Raw genomic sequence first — 16,060 nt, forward strand, 5'->3', positions numbered from 1 at the left:
GTCATGTCTCTGCCCGACGCCTGCGCGCCCCTGTTCGCCCACCTGGAGCGGCTGGGCATCGCCACCACAACGACGACTCACCCGCCCGTGCGGACGGTGGGGGAGGCGCGCGCGACCTACACCCTCCTTCCCGGGGTGCACTGCAAGAACCTGTTCCTGAAGGATGCCAAGGGGGCCGTGGTCCTGGTGGTCTGCCCCCATGACCGGGTGCTGGACGTCAATCGCCTGCACCGGCGCCTGGGACCGGCGGTGGGCGCCAAGCGGCTGTCGTTCGGCAAGGCCGACCTGCTTATGGAGGTGCTGGGGGTGGAGCCCGGCTCGGTCACGCCCCTGGCGCTGATCAACGACCGCGACCGGCGCGTGACCGTGGTTCTGGACGCCGAGATGATGGCCGCCGAGGTGGCCAACTATCATCCGCTGGTGAACACGGCGACGACCGCGATTCGCACCGCCGACCTGCGCCGCTTCCTCGACAGCCTTGGGCATGTCGTGCATGTGGTGGATCTGGCCGCGCCGCCCGGTTAGGTCTGCGGGGCTGGTGACTCCCGCCCGGCGTCGGCTGGCAGGGCCAGCGCCCGAAGCGCGGCGCAGGCGGCGCCATAGCCGTTGTCGATGTTGGTTACCAGCAGGCCGGGCGCGCAACTCGCCAGGGCGGCGTTCAGGGCGGTGTGTCCGCCAGTGGCGATTCCATAGCCCACGGCGGTCGGCACCGCGATCAGCAAACCCGGCAGCAATCCCCCGGCGACGGTGAACAACGCCCCCTCCATGCCGGCGACCAGGATCACGACCGGAAAGGCCGCCAACCGCTCCTGGATCTCCAGCAGCCGCCAGAGGCCCGCCACGCCCACGTCGGCGAACACTGTCGCCGCGCAACCGGCGAAGCGCAGGGTGCGCGCGACCTCGCCGGCAACGGGCAGGTCGGCGGTCCCGCCCGTGACCACGGCGACCGAACCTTCGTCGCGCACGGCCGGCCAGTCCCCGAGGACCGCCGTGCGCGACAGCGGGTCATGGTCCAGCGCGGTTCGCAGGCCGGACGGCAGCGCCGCCAGCATCGCGGTGTCCAGGCGGGTGAGCAGGCACCGCCCATGGGCGGTGCGTCCCGCCTCGGCGGCGATGGCGATCTGTTCGGCGGTCTTGCCGGCGCAGAACACCGCCTCGGGCAGGCCGATCCGCCGCGCCCGGTCGGCGTCGAAGCGCACCGTGGGCGTCATTCGGCCGCCATCTGCCGTGTCAGGACGGCGCCGCCCATGATGTAGGGGGCCAGCGCCACCGGCCGGCCGGGCGCGCGCATCCTCACGGCCGCGATCAGCGCCCGGCGGGCATCGGCGTCGAGGGCATCCAGGGTCGCGGTGTCGAGTTCCACCACCAAACCCGTCCGCCGGACCCGGCAGCGCACGGTGCGCGGTGTGAGTCGCGCGCGCACCATCCGCTCGATGGTGTGTGCCAGGGCCAGGTCGGCGGCGTCTACCCGCAAGCCGATCTCGACGCGGCTGGACAGGCAGGGCGCCGCCGGCAGCGTCGCCACCGCCCCCAGCCCCAGGGCCGCCGCCAGCGCGCGCACGGCGGCCTTGTCCAGTCCGGCCTCGACGAAGGGATGGCGCACGCCGCGTTCGCCGGCGGCCCGCAGGCCGGGGCGCACGTCGCACAGGTCGTCGCGGTTGGTGCCCGACAGGATGACCCGGCCCGGCGCGACCCGGGCCACGGCGTCGTACAGGTGGCTCTTGCAGTGATAGCAGCGGTCCAGGCCGTTGGCGCGATAGCGGGGATCGGCGAACTCGCCGGCATCCACGACCCGCAGCGGCCAACCCCGCGCCGAGGCCAGCAGGCGGGTGCGGGCGGTCGCCTCGGCGGGCACGGCGGGCGAGGTGGCGTGGACGCACAACAGGTCGGCCCCCAGCGCGCCGACGGCCGCCGCCAGCGTCAGGCTGTCCACGCCGCCGCTGACCGCCACGGCATAGGGGGATTCCTCGGCCAGCGCGACGGCGAGCCCCGCCGGAACGGTGGGGACGAGGGACCTGGGGTGCGTCATTCCGGGTCCTCCGGCAGGGCGAGGGCGTCCACGACGGCCGCGTGGCGGTGTCGGGCGCGAGGGGCCGCCCCCGGGATCGCGGTTTGCGCGTCGGCCTCCAGCTTGGCCGTGCGGCGGCCGCCCGGGCGCGTGGCCACCTTGACCGGTCCGGCCGGGGTCTGGCACAGCCGGCGCGGCAGAATACTCCGCGACACACTCTGGTGGCGCACGCCAAGGGTGGTGGTTTCCTCCAGGCAGGCGGCGGCGACCGCGTCGGCCCGCTCCGGCCGGCACAGAACCTGGACCTGCGTGGCCATGCGGCCCTTCTTGGCGAACACGGGGGCTTGCAGGACATCCAGCACGCCCGCGGCGCCGCGCAGGTGCGCCAGCCCGGCGGCCAGATCCTCGGGGGTCTGGTCGTCCACCTCGAAGGTCAGCACCGCCACCCTGTCGGTGCCCAAACCCCCGGCGCCCAGGCCCTCGGCCGAGGACGCGGCGACGGCCTCCAGCACCAGAACGCGCAGGACGTTGCTACGCCCCGGCAGGCGGCGGGTGCCGAAGCCCATGCCGACGGCGGCGATGGCATGGGGGTCTGCCGGGCGCGCCAGCGCCGGCTTCAGGTGGCGCAGCAGGGCGGCCCCCGTGGGCGTCACGCGCTCGCCGCCGATGCCGTCATCGATCACCGGCAGCCCCGCCAGCAGCAGCGCCGTGGCCGGCGCCGGGACCGGTAGCGATCCATGGGCGGTCTCCACCAGTCCGCACCCCAGCGGCAGGGGCGCGGTGGACCAGGTGGCCGGACCGATGGCCTCGATCAGCGCCGCCGCGCCGACCACGTCGGCCACGGAGTCCCAGTCCGCCACCTCGTGGAAGGTCACGTCGTCGGGCGCCTTGCCGTGCACGCGCCCCTCGGCCGCCGCCAGATCGCCGAAGATCGCCAGCGCCCGGTCTCGGACGCCCGGTGCCAGCGGCGCGGCGGCCAGGCGCGCGCGCAGGTCGCGCCACCGTCCGGTGGCGTGGTCGTGCGCGGGGGCGTCGTGATGATGATGATGGTGGTGGTCATGGCCATGGTGGTGATGGTGATCATGATCGTGACCGTGACCGTGGGCATGCCCATGGTGATGCGCGTCATGCGGCCCGCGCACCTGGAATCGCCGCCCGGTCAGGCATCCGTCGTCGTGCGGCTCGATCCGCAGGGACCAGCCCTCCGGCAGGCCGCAGGCGGCCACGGCCCCGCGCACCGCCGCCTCGTGCCGGGGAAAGGCATCCAGCAACGCGGCGATCAGCATGTCGCCGGCCACGCCCCCCACGGGATCGACGTGGATATGCACCGTGCCCGGCCTCATGCGGCGTCCTCCGCCAGCACCGGGATGACGTAGGGCCCCTCGGGCACCACCGCGACGGCACGATCGCCGCTTCGGGCCACGCTGGCGCGCACGGCGGCGGCCAGGTCGGGGGCGCGCGCCACCCCCGTCAGGGCGAGGCCGTCCCTCAACGCCGGCGCGTGCAGGTGAATCCTGCCCCGGCGCATGGTGCGGGTCTGCATCTGCGTCTGCCATTCGTCGATGTCCGCGAAGTCCTTACGGGCGATGTCCTCCAGAAAGCCGTCGACCCCCTTGGACAGCAGCCGCCGCTGGGCCTCCACATAGGCCGGCGAGCCCATGCCCTCGCTGCACTCCGAGGCGATGATCAGGTCGCCGCCGTTCTCGAGGATATCCAGCGGCCCGACCATGCCCTTGACGGTCTGGTAGTAGGTCTTGTCCAGCGGATAGCCCGCCGCCGAGGTCACCACGGTGCGGAAGCGCCGGGGCACCGGCACGGTGGCATAGTCGCGCACGAAATCCACCGCCGCCAGGTGGCTTGCGACGATCTCGCCATAGGTGACGGCGCAGGGCCGGCGCCGGTCGTCGATGACCACGTTGAGCGCCAGGGCGCCGCCCACCTTCTCGACGATGGCCAGTTGCTCCCGGTGCAGGGGGTTCCCGTCGAGCACGCAGTTGACGGCGCGGGGATGCGACATGAAGCGGTGGTTGTGGAAGGTGGTGATGGTGTCCTTGTGGGCCACGCCCGGGGCGATCACCTTGCGCCCCCCCGACCAGCCGGCCATGAAGTGCGGTTCCACCAGCCCGGTGGCGATGCGGATGTCGGCCTCGACGAAACGGCGGTCCAGGCGCACCGGCGTGCCGGTGGCGGTCGGCCCCAGGTCGACGTGGGCGTCGTCGTCCAGGGCATCGTGGTTTTCCACCCGCACGGTGTCCAGGACCCAGCGGTCGCCCACCACCTCGACCCGCTCCTCGCCCAGGTTGGGGCGATGCAGCCCGGTGGCGATCAACACCGTGATGCCCTCGGCCGGAACGCCCGCGTCCAGCAGCGTCCGCACCAGCGGCGGCAGCAGCAGGCCGTTGGGCACCGGCCGGGTCACGTCGCAAATCAGGATACAGGCGGTCTTCGCGCCGACGGCGCTGTCCGCCAGGGGGGGCGCGCCGATGGGCCGGGCCAGGGCCTCGGTCACCGCGCCGGCCGGATCGGACAGCGTGGGCATGGCCGCCTTCTCGATCACCGTCACGTCCCAGGCGTCGGGCAGGTCCAGCGGCAGGGTTCCCTTGCCGTACAGCAGGTCGACACGCATAAGAAACCCTCCGATGACGGACGCGCTCAGCCGATGCCGGCGCGCGGCGCGATGGCCAGGGCGCGCAGGAGCTGGTCCACCGTGTTCGCCATGAGCGGGCCGGCCTGGGCCATGGCGTCGTCCAGCGTGGTCGGACCGGCGACGATAGGGAACACGGCGTCGATGCCGGCGGCGTGCACGGCCGACAGGTCCTCGGCCCGGCTGCCCGCCAGACAGAGGCAGGGGATGCCCCGCGCCCGCGCCCGCCGGGCGGCGGCGGCCGGGGCCTTGGCGTGGGCGGTGGAGCCATCGACGCGGCCCTCGGCGGTCAGCACCAGACCGGCCCCCTCCAGCGCGGCGTCGAACCCGACCAGATCCAGGACAAGCTCCGCCCCGGGCTTCAGCGTCGCCCCCAGGAAGCACCGCAGGCCCGCGCCCAGGCCACCGGCCGCGCCGGCGCCTGGTTCGTCGCGCACGTCCACCCCCAGGTCGCGGGCGACGACATCCGCCAGATGGGCGAGGCCGGCGTCGAGCGTCTTGACCGTGGCCGCGTCGGCGCCCTTTTGCGGTCCGTAGATCGCCGACGCCCCCGTGGGTCCCAGCAGGGGGTTGTCCACGTCGCAGACCACCTCGATCCGCAGGTCCCGCAGGCGCGGGTCGAGTTCCGAGACATCCACCGCGTGGATGCTCGACAGGCTGGCGCCCACCGGCGCGACCGGGTGACCGGCGGCGTCCAGGAAGCGAACCCCGAGGGCGCTGGCCATGCCGATACCGCCCTCGTTGGTCGCGCTGCCGCCGATGCCGACCACCAGATGGGCGATGTCGTGGTCCAGCGCGGCGGCGATCAGCGCCCCGGTGCCTCGCGTCGAGGTGCGCATGGGGTCGCGCCGGTCCGGCGGCACCAGGGCGAGACCGCTGGCGGCGGCCATCTCCACCACCGCCAGCCGGCGGTCGGGCACCAGGCAGTAGGCGGCCTGGACCGGATCGCCCAGCGGGCCGGGCACGGTCACGGTCTCCAGGCGCCCCCCCATGGCCTCGCGCGCCACCTCCGCCAGCCCGTCGCCGCCGTCGGCGATGGGCAGGGCGACGGTCTCGGCCGTGGGCATCGCCCGGCGCACGCCCTCGGCCATGGCCGCCGCCGCCTGCGCGGCGCTCAGGCTTTCCTTGAGGGCGTTGGGAGCCAGGATCACTTTCATGAGACCACCTTCATCCATGATGTCCGCGTTGTCGCGCGCCTCACCCGCCGCCGCCGTAGGCCAGGTCGGGCAGCCACAGCACCAGGCGCGGGAACATGACGCACAGGGTCAGAACCACCACCTGAAGGCCCAGGAACGGCAGGGTGGACTTCAGGATGGTGGCGGTGGGGATATCCTCCGGGGTCACCCCGCGCAGGAAGAAGATGGCGTAGCCGAACGGCGGCGACAGGAAGCTCATCTGCATGTTGACCAGATAGATGACGCCGAACCACAGCGCCACCGACGCCGCCGGCACCCCGGGCAGGCCGAACACGCCGTTGAACTCCAACGCGGTGATGATCGGCAGGAAGATGGGCACCGCCAGCAGCAGAATGCCGACCCAGTCGAGGAACATGCCCAGCACCACCAGGATCACCATCATGATGACCAGGATGGTGTAGGGGCCAAGGCCGGTGCCGAGGATCAGGTCGGACACGAATTGCTGGCCGCCCTGAAGCACGTAGAAGCCGACGAAGATGGTGGCGCCGAACATGATCCACAGGACCATGGCCACCGACTTCATGGTGCTGACACAGGCGCCGCTGATGCCGGCCAGGGTCAGGCGGCGGTGGATGGCGGCGACGAGGATGGCGCCGAGGCTACCCACGCCGGCGGCCTCCACGGGCGTGGCCAGGCCGGTGAAGATGACGCCCAGCACGGTGGCGATCAGCAGGATGGGGGCCAGCATCTTGCGCAGCAGCCGCAGCTTCTCGCTCCAGGAGACCCGCTCGCTCTCGGGCAGGGCCGGCCCCAGGTCGGGGTTCAGCCAGCAACGGATGGTGACATACAGCACGTAGAAGCCGGACAACAGCAGGCCGGGCATGACCGAGCCGGCGTACAACTCGCCCACGGACTCCTGGGCCACCACGGCATAGATGATGGCCAGGATGGAGGGCGGGATCAGGATGCCCAGGGTGCCGCCGGCCATGATCGAGCCCAGCGCGATCTTGTGGTCGTAGGCGCGCTTCAGCATGGCCGGCAGGGCGATCAGGCCCATGGTCACCACGGCGGCGGCGATGATGCCGACCATGGCGGCCAGGATGGTGGAGGCGACGATGGCCGCCGCCGCCAGCCCGCCGTGGATGCCGCCCAGCCACTTGTAGATGACGTCGAACAGCTCGTCGATCAGGCCGGCGCGCTCCAGCATCGAGGCCATGAAGATGAACAGCGGGATGGCCGAGAGCTGGTAGTTGGTCATCATCGGGAAGATGCGGGCCGGGATGATGTTCAGCATGTACTGGTCGCCGACCAGGTAGATGAACACCACGGCCAGGCTGCCGGTGACGAAGGCCAGCGGCATGCCGATCATCAGGAACAGCAGCAGCGAGCCGAACATCAGCACCGACAGGACGGAGATGTCGACGCCCTGGAGGCTGGATTGCAGGGTCCACAGGAAGGGTTCGTCCTGGTACGGGTCCAGGAAGGCGATGTTGATCAGTTCGACCACCACCGGCACCGCCAGGATCAGCGTGCCGAGGACCACCAGCCAGGCGAACCGGCGCGAGGACGTGGGCCGGGAGGGGACGGCCGTCGACCGGCGCGCGCCGCCGGGCGCGCTGGGGGCCATCGCGTCAGTCATGGCGGGTCTCCGGCAGGGGCTCGACGTGGAACAGCTTCTGCACGTCCTTGACGATCTGGGCGGCGCCCTGGATCAGCAGCAGGATCGCGCCGATCACCATCATCAGCTTGACGGGGGCGTAGTCGACCCGCCATTCGCTGGACGACATGTCGTTGCCATAGCCCTGACCGAAGAAGAACATCTGCTGGTCAACGGACTGCGCGAAGAAGGTCCAGGCGGTGAGCAGGAAGACCACCATGTAGAACACGAACAGGACCGAGGTCACGACATCGATCGCCGCCTGTGTCTGCGGTTTGAGATTGACGTAGATCACGTCCACCCGCACGTGGGCATGGCGCAGCAGCCCATAGGCGCCGGCCATCACGTACATCATGCCGAAGATCAGGAACGAGGCCTCGTGCGCCCAGTTGGTGGGGGCGTTGAAGAAGTAGCGCGCCGTCACCTCGAACACGTAGTAGACGACCGCGATCACGGTCCAGTAGCTGACGAAGACCCCGGAGGCGTGAGAGATGGCGTCGGCGATCCGGGTGAAGCGGGTGCCGGGGGGTGTCCAGTGGCCGGTGGCGGCGGCCGGCATGACCGTGCCGTGGTCACGCCCGGGAAACAGGGCGACCGCCGCCATGAACACCAGCGGGAAGGCCACCAGCAGGCCCCAGTAGAGCCAATGCGGCAACACAAAGCCGGATTGCACCATGATCGCCTCCGCGATCCGAGGATGAAAAAAAGCGCCGCCGGTCCAGAGAGGGAACACGAAGGGAGAGGGGCTCCGGCCGGCGGCGGTGCGAGGGGAACATCAGAGCTTCAGCTCATGCCCCTCGATGTCGGAGGGATCGATCAGGGCGACCGTCGGGTCCTGCATCAGTTGCAGGTGCTTTTCGAAGATGCGCGCGGCCATCGGGTCGGCGTTGGCCCACTTGAACCACAGCGGAATGGACGCCGTGCGGAACGCCTTGGCGTCGTCCTCGGACAGGCGGGTCACGGTGGTGCCGGCCTCGGCGTACTTGGGCCAGGCGGCGGCGTTGGCCTCCTGGATGGCGGTGTAGTGGGTGCGGGAGTAGGCGTTGACCATGTCGGTGATCAGCCCCTGCATCCGCGGGCTGAGGGAATCCCAGACGCGGCGGCTGAAGGCCACGTCCATCGGGTCGGCCGCCTGGTGCATGCAGGGCGAGGAACTCGGCCCCATGACGATGTAGTTGGTGACCTGCTGGAAGCCGAGGTCGTAGTTCACGGCCGGGCCGACATAGTCGGCGGCGTCGATGGTGCCCTTTTCCAGCGCCGGATAGACCTCGGAGCCGGGCAACAGGGTGGTGCGCGCGCCGATGGCGGCGAAGCACTCGGCGATGATGCCGCCGGGCATGCGGATCTTCAGTCCCTCGAAGTCGGCCAGCGAGTTGATCGGCTTCTTGGAGTGAATCAGGTTCATATCGTGATGGACGAGGCCGACCCACTCCAGGCCCTGCTGGTGGTACAGCTCGCGCGCGATGTCGGCGACGCCGTACGAATGGAACAGCATGTCCCAGTGGTGCGGGTGGGGCGGACCCATCGGGAAGCCGGTCAGGAACACGGCGGCCGGGAGGCGGCTGACCCAGTAGGTATAGAACAGGTTCATGGCGTCGAGGACGCCGTTGCGCACCGCGTCGAACAGCTGGAAGTCGCCCGAGACGGCGCCGGCCGGGAACGGCTGGAACGCCAGTTCGCCGCCGGAGACCTCCTGGACGCTGGCGCACCAGGTCTCGAAGATCTTGTAGCCCGTGGTGCCGGGCTGCCAGGACGTCTGGATGCGGATGGTGCGGGTCTGGCCCGCGGCGGTCGCCAGGCTGGGCATGGCCAGCGCGCCAGCCGCCGCCGCGCCGCCGACAGCGGCGGACGACAGGAAACGACGGCGCGATGCGGTGCGATCGTCGGCCGGGCGGGCGGGGGTCGAATGACGAGTATCGCCGGACATGAGGCTTCCTCCGTTGCTGCCCTGCCCGGCCGGGCGGTTGGCCGCCGGTCAGGACGGATCGACGATGCTAGGCCCGCCGGCGAGGACGTGACAACCGCACGACCTGTATGACAAGCAGACACTGCGTCCGCGGTCCGGCCCGTTCGCCCTCCCGCCCGACACCACCAGAACGATGATCTCACCCTTGGCGCGTATCTCGGCGAAGGACAGGTTGTTAGAAAGTTGTCCTTAAGTATGAGACCTTCCGCCTCGCGAGTCCGGTCAGCCGGCGCCCCCGGATCCGAAGATGCGGTGACGGGCATTCATCAGGTGGGCGCGCATGCCGGCGCGCGCCGTGGCCGCGTCGCCGGCCTCGATCGCCTCAAGAATGCGGCCGTGTTCCTCGACGCAGTGGGTCAAGTGGTCCTCGGCGAAGGCGGGCGCCAGGTTGCGGCTGAGGTTGATGCCGAACAGCACATGCACCTGGATGGCGCGCAGCATGCCGCCGAAGAACTGGTTGCGGGCGGCGGCGGCGACCGCCTGATGGAAGGCGATGTCCTCCTCGCCGCCCGTGGCCTCCAGGGCGACCGCGTCGCGATAGGCGCGGTGGGCGTGCCGCACGGTGGGCAGCGTGGTGGAGTCGCGACGCTCGGCGGCCAGGAAGGCGGCCTCGCCCTCCATGGAAATGCGGAACTCGAAACAGCGGTTGAGATCGGCGATCGACGACACGGCCCCGAACGACGGATCCGGCACGCCCCCGGCCCGCTGCACGAAACTGCCGGCGCCCCGGCGCGAGGTGACGTAGCCCTTCTCGCGCAGCCGGAACAGCACCTCCCGCACCACCGTGCGGGACACGGCGTAGGAGGTGCACAAGGTCGCCTCGCTGGGCAGGCGCTGGCCGACCTCGTACTGACCGGAAACGATCCGGCCGACCATCTCGTCATAGATCTGATCGCTGAGGGTGGCGCGCCTCGACATCGCGGTGGGGCCTCGAAATCCGACCGAGAGGTCAGAGTGCCACGGCGCGTGGCGCGCGGCCAGACGCAAGGCGCGGCCGGGGCTTGTGTCGCCGGGCCGGCTCAGTCCGGCAGGTGCAGCGCGATCCCCCGGTCCGACAGGGCCGCGCGCTCGGGCGCGGCGAGGCCGGTGTCCGTGACGACGGCCTGCACGTCGTCGAGGGCCGCGAAATAGGCCGGCTTCACCTTGCCGAACTTCGACGAGTCCGCGATGACGATGGTGCGCAGGGCGCGTTCCATGGCCAGTTGCTTGATGCCGACCTCGTGGAAGTTCGAGCAACTGATGCCGTTGGTGACATGCACGCCGCCGGCGGACAGGAACGCCTTGTTGATGCCGATCCGGCGCAACGTGTCCAGCGCCTCCCGACTCGCGAAGGATGCCGACGAGGGATAGTACAGGCCACCCAGCAAGATTACCTTCAGGTTGGGTCTCTTGCACACGATCTCGGCCACGTTCACGGCATAGCACACCACCGTCAGGGACATCGACGACGGCAGGGCATGGGCCAGGTGCGGCATGGTGGTGCCGCAGTCGATGAACACCGTGTCCTCGTTGTCGATCAGCGACGCGGCGACCTGGCACGCCGCCCGTTTCGCCACGGTGTTGGTCTCGGACTCCTTGTCGAAGAAGTAGCCCCGGCCGCCGGCCGTGTCCGAGGCGCTGATGATATGCCCGCCGAGGTAGGAGAACCGGCCGCCGCTGGCCGCGATGTCGCGGCGAACCGTCATCTCGGAGACCTGGAGCAGGCAGGCCGCTTTCTTGAGGTGGAGGGACCCCGCCGTATCCAGGGTCGCGGCCAGGGTCTCCAGCCGATGCTGCCGCCGAGTCCTCATCCGTCGTCCGTTCGCGTTCGTTGTCCGTGAACCAGATCCCACCGGCGAGACCCGTCGGTCGGAGCGAATGGCGCATCATACCAACGGTCATTGAGACTGACCGTTGCAGTCCGTGGCCGGTGCCGCTCGGCGGATGAGTCACACTCATCCGCCGTTGGTATCACAGCACCAGGGCGGCGCGGCCGGGATGAGTCCCGCGCGCCGGTGACTGGCGTGACCCGCGCCAAGAATGGGCAGCCAAACATGGGCCCGTCAACGCTTGGGCGAATACCTCAGTCCGGCTTTACCCTTTTCCCGTCCCGCGCGGGGACGTGACGATGCTTTCAAGGCACCTTTGATGATTTCATGTTGACACAAAACGGACATATATGCAAGGATCATGTCATAAAATGTTACAAAGTTAACAAATGCGGTCGCCGTGCCGAAGGAGTGTTCCGCTGATGCCGTCCGACGCCGTCGCCCTGAAGCCCGCCGACCTCGCCGCTTTCATCGACCACACGATCCTGGCCCCCGATGCCCAGGCCGCCGCCGTGGCGCGACTCTGCGACGAGGCACGCGCCCACGGGTTCCGCTCCGTCTGCGTCAATCCGCTCCACGTGCCGGCGGTCGCCGCCGCCCTGGCCGGCAGCGCCGTGCTCACCTGTTCGGTGATCGGGTTCCCGTTCGGCGCGACTCCGACCGACATGAAGGAGGCCGAGGCCCGCTGGGTGGTCGCGCACGGCGCCCAGGAAGTGGACATGGTCCTGTCGATCGGACAGATGAAGGATGGCGATCATGCCGCCGTCCTGGACGACATTCGCCGCGTCAAGGCCGCCTGTGGGGCGGCGGTGCTCAAGGTGATTCTGGAAAACGGCCTGCTGTCGGACGCCGAGAAGGTCGCCGCCTGCCTGCTGTCGCGGGAGGCGGGGGCCGACTTCGTCAAGACCTCCACCGGGTTCCTGGGGGGTGGCGCGACGGCGGAGGATGTTGCCTTGATGCGGCGCACGGTCGGCGACAGCATGGGTGTCAAGGCCTCGGGCGGCGTGCGCACTTACGCCGACGCCGTGCGGATGATTCAGGCCGGCGCCTCGCGGATCGGCGCCAGCGCGAGTATCGCCATCGTCACGAACACGTGAGATGGCGTGCGGGCGGCGTCTCGCGCGGAGAGGCCGCCCGGGTGGTCCGCGATGTCGGCCGCCGGGTGGCGGGGACACGGTGACCCGAAGACCCCCAAAGGGAGGAGCATCATGAAATCGCTGTTTTCCTCGGTTGTTCTCGCCGCCACGCTGGCGGTGGGCCCCGCGTTCGCGAGTGACGGTCCTGTCGATACCTCGAATGTCCGTGACGACATCGCCGCCGACGCGACCGAGAAGGCCTATTCCATCGCCACCGTCGTCAAGGTCGACGGCATCGCCTGGTTCGACCGCATGCGGGACGGCGTCAAGCAGTTCGGCGCCGAGACCGGCCATGACACCTGGATGGTGGGGCCGAGCCAGGCCGACGCCGCCGCGCAGGTGCAGCTTGTCGAGAACCTGATCGCCCAGGGCGTGGACGCCATCACCATCGTGCCGTTCTCGGTCGAGGCGCTGGAGCCCGTGCTCAAGAAGGCCCGGGATCGCGGCATCGTCGTCATCGCGCACGAGGCATCGAACATCCAGAACGCCGACTTCATCCTGGAAGCCTTCGACAACCACGCCTACGGCGCCAAGCTGATGGAGGTCCTGGGCGGCTACATGGGCGGTGAGGGCAGCTACGTCGCCACCGTCGGCAGCCTGACGTCGAAGTCGCAGAACGAATGGATCGACGGCGCCATCGCCTACCAGGAAGAGAACTTCCCGAACATGTCGCTGGTCACCGAGCGGTTGGAGACCTACGACGACGCCAACACCGACTACAACAAGCTCAAGGAAGTGCTGACCACCTATCCCGACCTCAAGGGCATCGTCGGCGGTCCCATGCCGACCTCGGCGGGCGCCGGCCGCCTGATCGCCGAGCGGGGCCTGAAGGACAAGCTGTTCTTCTCCGGGACCGGCCTGGTCTCGGTCGCCGGCGAATACCTGGAGAACGGCGACATCCAGTACATCCAGTTCTGGGATCCGGCGGTCGCCGGCTACGCCATGAACATCCTCGCCGTCATGGCGCTGGAAGGGAAGGGCGCCGAGATCGCCGCCGGCCTGGACCTGGGCCTGCCCGGCTACACCGACCTGATCACGCCCGTCGAGGACAACCCGACCCTGCTGTATGGCGCGGGCTGGGTCGGCGTGACCAAGGACAACATGGGCGAGTACAACTTCTAGGACCTTGTGTGATCGGGGGCGCCGGATGCGGCGCCCCCGTCGCCTGTCACCCCCCGTTCCGTCCTGACCGATGGATTGGCCTGATCATGTCAGAAGCGTTCATAGAGCTGCGCAACATCGGGAAGCGGTTCTCCGGGGTGCATGCCTTGGACGACGTCTCCCTGACCATCAACAAGGGCGAGATTCACTGCCTCGCCGGCGAGAACGGGTCGGGAAAGTCGACCCTGATCAAGGTGATCGCCGGGGTCTACCAGCCGGACGCGGGCGAGATCCTCATCGATGGCAAGACGGTGCGTCACCTGACGCCCATCGAGTCCGTGCGCCACGCGATCCAGGTGATCTATCAGGACTTCTCCCTGTTCGGGAACCTGACGGTCGCCGAGAACCTGGCCCTGAACACGGCCTTGCGGGCCAAGCGCAAGACCGTCAACTGGCGCGCCGTGCATGCCCTGGCGCGCGAGGCCCTGGATCGGCTGGGCGTCGAGATCGACCTCACCGCCGAACTGGAGACGCTGCCCACGTCCGGCAAGCAGCTTGTGGCCATCGCCCGCGCGCTGATGTCGGACGCCCGCCTGATCATCATGGACGAGCCGACCACGGCGCTGACCGGCAAGGAGGTCGAGACGCTGTTCCGCATCGTCCGCGACATCCAGGCGCGGGGCATCGCGGTGCTGTTCGTCAGCCACAAGATGCGCGAGATGCTGGACATCAGCGAACGCCTGACGGTCATCCGCAATGGCCGCAAGGTGGTCGAGGGACCGACGTCCGATTTCGACGAGGGCGCCGTGATCCGCCACATGACCGGGCAGGACATCGTCGCCGAGCCCTACCGCTGGTCACCGCCGGACGGCGCGGCGCCGGCGCCGCGCCTGGAGGTTCGGGGCCTGAGCCGCCCGGGGCACTACGACGACCTGTCCATGACCATCGGGCCGGGCGAGATCGTCGGCCTGTCGGGCCTGCTGGGATCCGGCCGGACCGAACTGGCGCTGGCGCTGTTCGGCATGCAGCCGCCGGCCGCCGGCACGATCCTCATCGATGGCCGGCCGGTGACGCTCGGCAGCGTGCGGGACGCCATCGACGCGGGCGTCGCCTACGTGCCGGAGGACCGGCTGAGCGAGGGCCTGTTCCTGACCCAGTCCATCAAGCGCAACATCCTGGTCACCTCCCTGGACGCCATGTCCCGCTGGACCGTTCTCGATCTGGCCCAGGGCGACCGCATGGCCCGCGAGACGGTCGCCGCCATGCAGATCGCCACGCCGACGCCGGAAAAGATCGCGGGCGAGCTGTCGGGGGGCAACCAGCAGCGCGTGGTGTTGGGGCGGTGGTTGCTGACCAACGCCAAGGTGCTGATCCTCAACGGGCCGACGGTGGGCGTCGATGTCGGGTCGAAGGCCGAGATTCACCAGAAAATCCGCGAGCTGGCGCTGTCGCGTGGCCTGGGGGTTCTGATGATCTCCGATGACGTGCTGGAGCTGGCGCAGAACTGCAACCGTGTTGTCCTGATGCACCGGGGCCGCTTCGTCGACGAGTGGGACGGGGACGCCGCCAGCGAGCGTGTCATCAGCGAGACGCTCAAGACGTTGACGTGAGGACCCCGCGATGGCCCTGTTTCGCAAATCGGAAGTGATTATCGCGGTGATTCTCTTGATCGCGATGATCGTGATCGGGTTGATCAACCCCGCGTTCTGGCAACTCGACAACCTGTTCAGCCTGCTGCGCAGCAACGTGATCATCGGCATCATGGCCCTGGGCGTGCTGCTGGTCATGATCTCCGGCGGCATCGACGTGTCGTTCCCCGCCTTCGCGGTGGCGGCGATGTACCTGACCGTCAAGGGCATGATCTTCTTCGGGCATGACGGCGTCATCCTGCCGTTCGCCGCCGCCGCCACCATGGGGGTGCTGTTCGGCTGCCTGAACGCCTTTTTCGTCTACACGTTCCGGATGATCCCGCTGATCGTGACGCTGGGCACGGGCAGCATGGTGCGCGGCTTCCTGCTGGGCGTGGTCGGCACCAGCATGATCAACATCAACAAGATGCCCGATGCGCTGATCGACTTCGGCAAGCTGGAGATCATCAGCCTGACCAAGGCCGACGGCACCACCTTCGGCTTGACCGCCATGATCCTGATCTACGTCGGGCTGGCGATCGCGCTGCACTTGGTGCTGCGCCACACCATGATCGGACGCAGCGTCTATGCCCTGGGCGGCGCGCCGGAGGCGGCGGCCCGCGTGGGCTTCGATACCCGCAAGACGATCTTCTTCGTCTACTGCGTCGCCGGCATGCTGGCCGGGTTCGCCGGGCTGCTGCACAGCGGCATGATCTGGCTGGCCAATCCGCGCGACTTCGTGGGCCTGGAACTGGACGTGATCGCCGCCGTGGTCCTGGGGGGCGCCAGCATCTTCGGCGGACGGGGCAGCGTGGTGGGCACGATGCTGGGTGTCTTCATGCTGGTGATGGTCAAGAACAGTCTCATCATCATGCACGTGGACACGACGTGGCAGCGGGTCGTTGTCGGGATCGTCATCGTCATCGCCACGGCGGCCACCGCCTGGCGCGACCGCAAGCGCCGCGTGTGACGGGAG

The 16,060-nt window shown here is 69.4% G+C and carries 15 protein-coding genes; 5 read left to right on the top strand and 10 right to left on the bottom strand.

Annotated features, from left to right (window positions below; all coding sequences use genetic code 11):
- The first annotated feature begins 3 nt into the window (after positions 1-3).
- Complete coding sequence (locus GGD89_RS10430; protein ID WP_184044943.1) at positions 4-525, top strand: prolyl-tRNA synthetase associated domain-containing protein; 522 nt, start codon at positions 4-6, stop codon at positions 523-525.
- Here the strand turns inward: GGD89_RS10430 and larB are convergent.
- The 10 genes from larB to GGD89_RS10480 form a co-directional block, all read right to left on the bottom strand.
- On the bottom strand, positions 522-1,211 hold the full coding sequence (gene larB / locus GGD89_RS10435; RefSeq protein WP_184044945.1) for a nickel pincer cofactor biosynthesis protein LarB: 690 nt from the start codon (positions 1,209-1,211) through the stop codon (positions 522-524). The two genes, GGD89_RS10430 and larB, sit on opposite strands and share 4 nt — an antisense overlap.
- Positions 1,208-2,029, bottom strand: a complete 822-nt coding sequence (gene larE / locus GGD89_RS10440) for an ATP-dependent sacrificial sulfur transferase LarE (protein ID WP_184044947.1) — start codon at positions 2,027-2,029, stop codon at positions 1,208-1,210. Before larE ends, larB begins: the two co-directional genes overlap by 4 nt.
- Positions 2,026-3,351: a nickel pincer cofactor biosynthesis protein LarC gene (gene larC / locus GGD89_RS10445; protein ID WP_184044949.1), complete on the bottom strand. Its 1,326-nt coding sequence runs from the start codon at positions 3,349-3,351 to the stop codon at positions 2,026-2,028. Before larC ends, larE begins: the two co-directional genes overlap by 4 nt.
- Complete coding sequence (locus tag GGD89_RS10450; RefSeq protein WP_184044951.1) at positions 3,348-4,634, bottom strand: nickel-dependent lactate racemase family protein; 1,287 nt, start codon at positions 4,632-4,634, stop codon at positions 3,348-3,350. The genes larC and GGD89_RS10450 overlap by 4 nt, the downstream gene beginning before the upstream one ends.
- Positions 4,635-4,660: 26 nt before the next feature.
- Positions 4,661-5,809, bottom strand: coding sequence for a glycerate kinase (locus tag GGD89_RS10455; RefSeq protein WP_184044953.1), 1,149 nt, complete (start codon positions 5,807-5,809; stop codon positions 4,661-4,663).
- A gap of 40 nt (positions 5,810-5,849) precedes the next feature.
- On the bottom strand, positions 5,850-7,427 hold the full coding sequence (locus GGD89_RS10460; protein WP_221238415.1) for a TRAP transporter large permease: 1,578 nt from the start codon (positions 7,425-7,427) through the stop codon (positions 5,850-5,852).
- Positions 7,420-8,121 carry a TRAP transporter small permease subunit gene (locus tag GGD89_RS10465; protein ID WP_184044955.1) on the bottom strand — a complete coding sequence of 234 codons (702 nt, stop codon included), beginning with the start codon at positions 8,119-8,121 and terminating at the stop codon, positions 7,420-7,422. Before GGD89_RS10465 ends, GGD89_RS10460 begins: the two co-directional genes overlap by 8 nt.
- Positions 8,122-8,220: 99 nt before the next feature.
- Positions 8,221-9,372, bottom strand: a complete 1,152-nt coding sequence (gene dctP, locus GGD89_RS10470) for a TRAP transporter substrate-binding protein DctP (RefSeq protein WP_184044957.1) — start codon at positions 9,370-9,372, stop codon at positions 8,221-8,223.
- Between the two features lie 261 nt (positions 9,373-9,633).
- Positions 9,634-10,329 (bottom strand): FadR/GntR family transcriptional regulator, encoded by a 696-nt coding sequence (locus tag GGD89_RS10475; protein WP_184044959.1) that lies wholly within the window; start codon positions 10,327-10,329, stop codon positions 9,634-9,636.
- A gap of 101 nt (positions 10,330-10,430) precedes the next feature.
- Positions 10,431-11,201, bottom strand: coding sequence for a DeoR/GlpR family DNA-binding transcription regulator (locus tag GGD89_RS10480; RefSeq protein WP_184044961.1), 771 nt, complete (start codon positions 11,199-11,201; stop codon positions 10,431-10,433).
- 440 nt (positions 11,202-11,641) lie between these two features.
- Here GGD89_RS10480 and deoC point away from each other — a divergent pair, with 440 nt between their 5' ends.
- The 4 genes from deoC to GGD89_RS10500 all read left to right on the top strand — a co-directional run bounded on the left by deoC (position 11,642) and on the right by GGD89_RS10500 (position 16,054).
- Positions 11,642-12,316 carry a deoxyribose-phosphate aldolase gene (gene deoC, locus GGD89_RS10485; protein ID WP_184044963.1) on the top strand — a complete coding sequence of 225 codons (675 nt, stop codon included), beginning with the start codon at positions 11,642-11,644 and terminating at the stop codon, positions 12,314-12,316.
- 111 nt (positions 12,317-12,427) lie between these two features.
- Positions 12,428-13,477: an autoinducer 2 ABC transporter substrate-binding protein gene (locus GGD89_RS10490; RefSeq protein WP_184044965.1), complete on the top strand. Its 1,050-nt coding sequence runs from the start codon at positions 12,428-12,430 to the stop codon at positions 13,475-13,477.
- Positions 13,478-13,563: 86 nt separating this feature from the next.
- A complete protein-coding gene (locus tag GGD89_RS10495; RefSeq protein WP_184044966.1) occupies positions 13,564-15,066 on the top strand; it encodes a sugar ABC transporter ATP-binding protein in 1,503 nt (500 codons plus the stop codon).
- 10 nt (positions 15,067-15,076) lie between these two features.
- Entirely contained in the window at positions 15,077-16,054 is a 978-nt protein-coding gene (locus tag GGD89_RS10500; RefSeq protein ID WP_184044968.1) for an ABC transporter permease, read from the top strand.
- The last annotated feature ends 6 nt before the right edge of the window (positions 16,055-16,060 follow it).

Origin of the sequence: Roseospira visakhapatnamensis (genome assembly GCF_014197915.1) — a bacterium.
GTDB lineage: Bacteria > Pseudomonadota > Alphaproteobacteria > Rhodospirillales > Rhodospirillaceae > Rhodospira > Rhodospira visakhapatnamensis.

Excerpts from the sequence above, each read along its gene's own strand:
- GGD89_RS10430 (WP_184044943.1), top strand. The coding sequence starts at position 4 with ATGTCTCTGCCCGACGCCTGCGCGCCCCTGTTCGCCCACCTGGAGCGG.
- larB (WP_184044945.1), bottom strand. The coding sequence starts at position 1,211 with ATGACGCCCACGGTGCGCTTCGACGCCGACCGGGCGCGGCGGATCGGC.
- larE (WP_184044947.1), bottom strand. The coding sequence starts at position 2,029 with ATGACGCACCCCAGGTCCCTCGTCCCCACCGTTCCGGCGGGGCTCGCC.
- larC (WP_184044949.1), bottom strand. The coding sequence starts at position 3,351 with ATGAGGCCGGGCACGGTGCATATCCACGTCGATCCCGTGGGGGGCGTG.
- GGD89_RS10450 (WP_184044951.1), bottom strand. The coding sequence starts at position 4,634 with ATGCGTGTCGACCTGCTGTACGGCAAGGGAACCCTGCCGCTGGACCTG.
- GGD89_RS10455 (WP_184044953.1), bottom strand. The coding sequence starts at position 5,809 with ATGAAAGTGATCCTGGCTCCCAACGCCCTCAAGGAAAGCCTGAGCGCC.
- GGD89_RS10460 (WP_221238415.1), bottom strand. The coding sequence starts at position 7,427 with ATGACTGACGCGATGGCCCCCAGCGCGCCCGGCGGCGCGCGCCGGTCG.
- GGD89_RS10465 (WP_184044955.1), bottom strand. The coding sequence starts at position 8,121 with ATGGTGCAATCCGGCTTTGTGTTGCCGCATTGGCTCTACTGGGGCCTG.
- dctP (WP_184044957.1), bottom strand. The coding sequence starts at position 9,372 with ATGTCCGGCGATACTCGTCATTCGACCCCCGCCCGCCCGGCCGACGAT.
- GGD89_RS10475 (WP_184044959.1), bottom strand. The coding sequence starts at position 10,329 with ATGTCGAGGCGCGCCACCCTCAGCGATCAGATCTATGACGAGATGGTC.
- GGD89_RS10480 (WP_184044961.1), bottom strand. The coding sequence starts at position 11,201 with ATGAGGACTCGGCGGCAGCATCGGCTGGAGACCCTGGCCGCGACCCTG.
- deoC (WP_184044963.1), top strand. The coding sequence starts at position 11,642 with ATGCCGTCCGACGCCGTCGCCCTGAAGCCCGCCGACCTCGCCGCTTTC.
- GGD89_RS10490 (WP_184044965.1), top strand. The coding sequence starts at position 12,428 with ATGAAATCGCTGTTTTCCTCGGTTGTTCTCGCCGCCACGCTGGCGGTG.
- GGD89_RS10495 (WP_184044966.1), top strand. The coding sequence starts at position 13,564 with ATGTCAGAAGCGTTCATAGAGCTGCGCAACATCGGGAAGCGGTTCTCC.
- GGD89_RS10500 (WP_184044968.1), top strand. The coding sequence starts at position 15,077 with ATGGCCCTGTTTCGCAAATCGGAAGTGATTATCGCGGTGATTCTCTTG.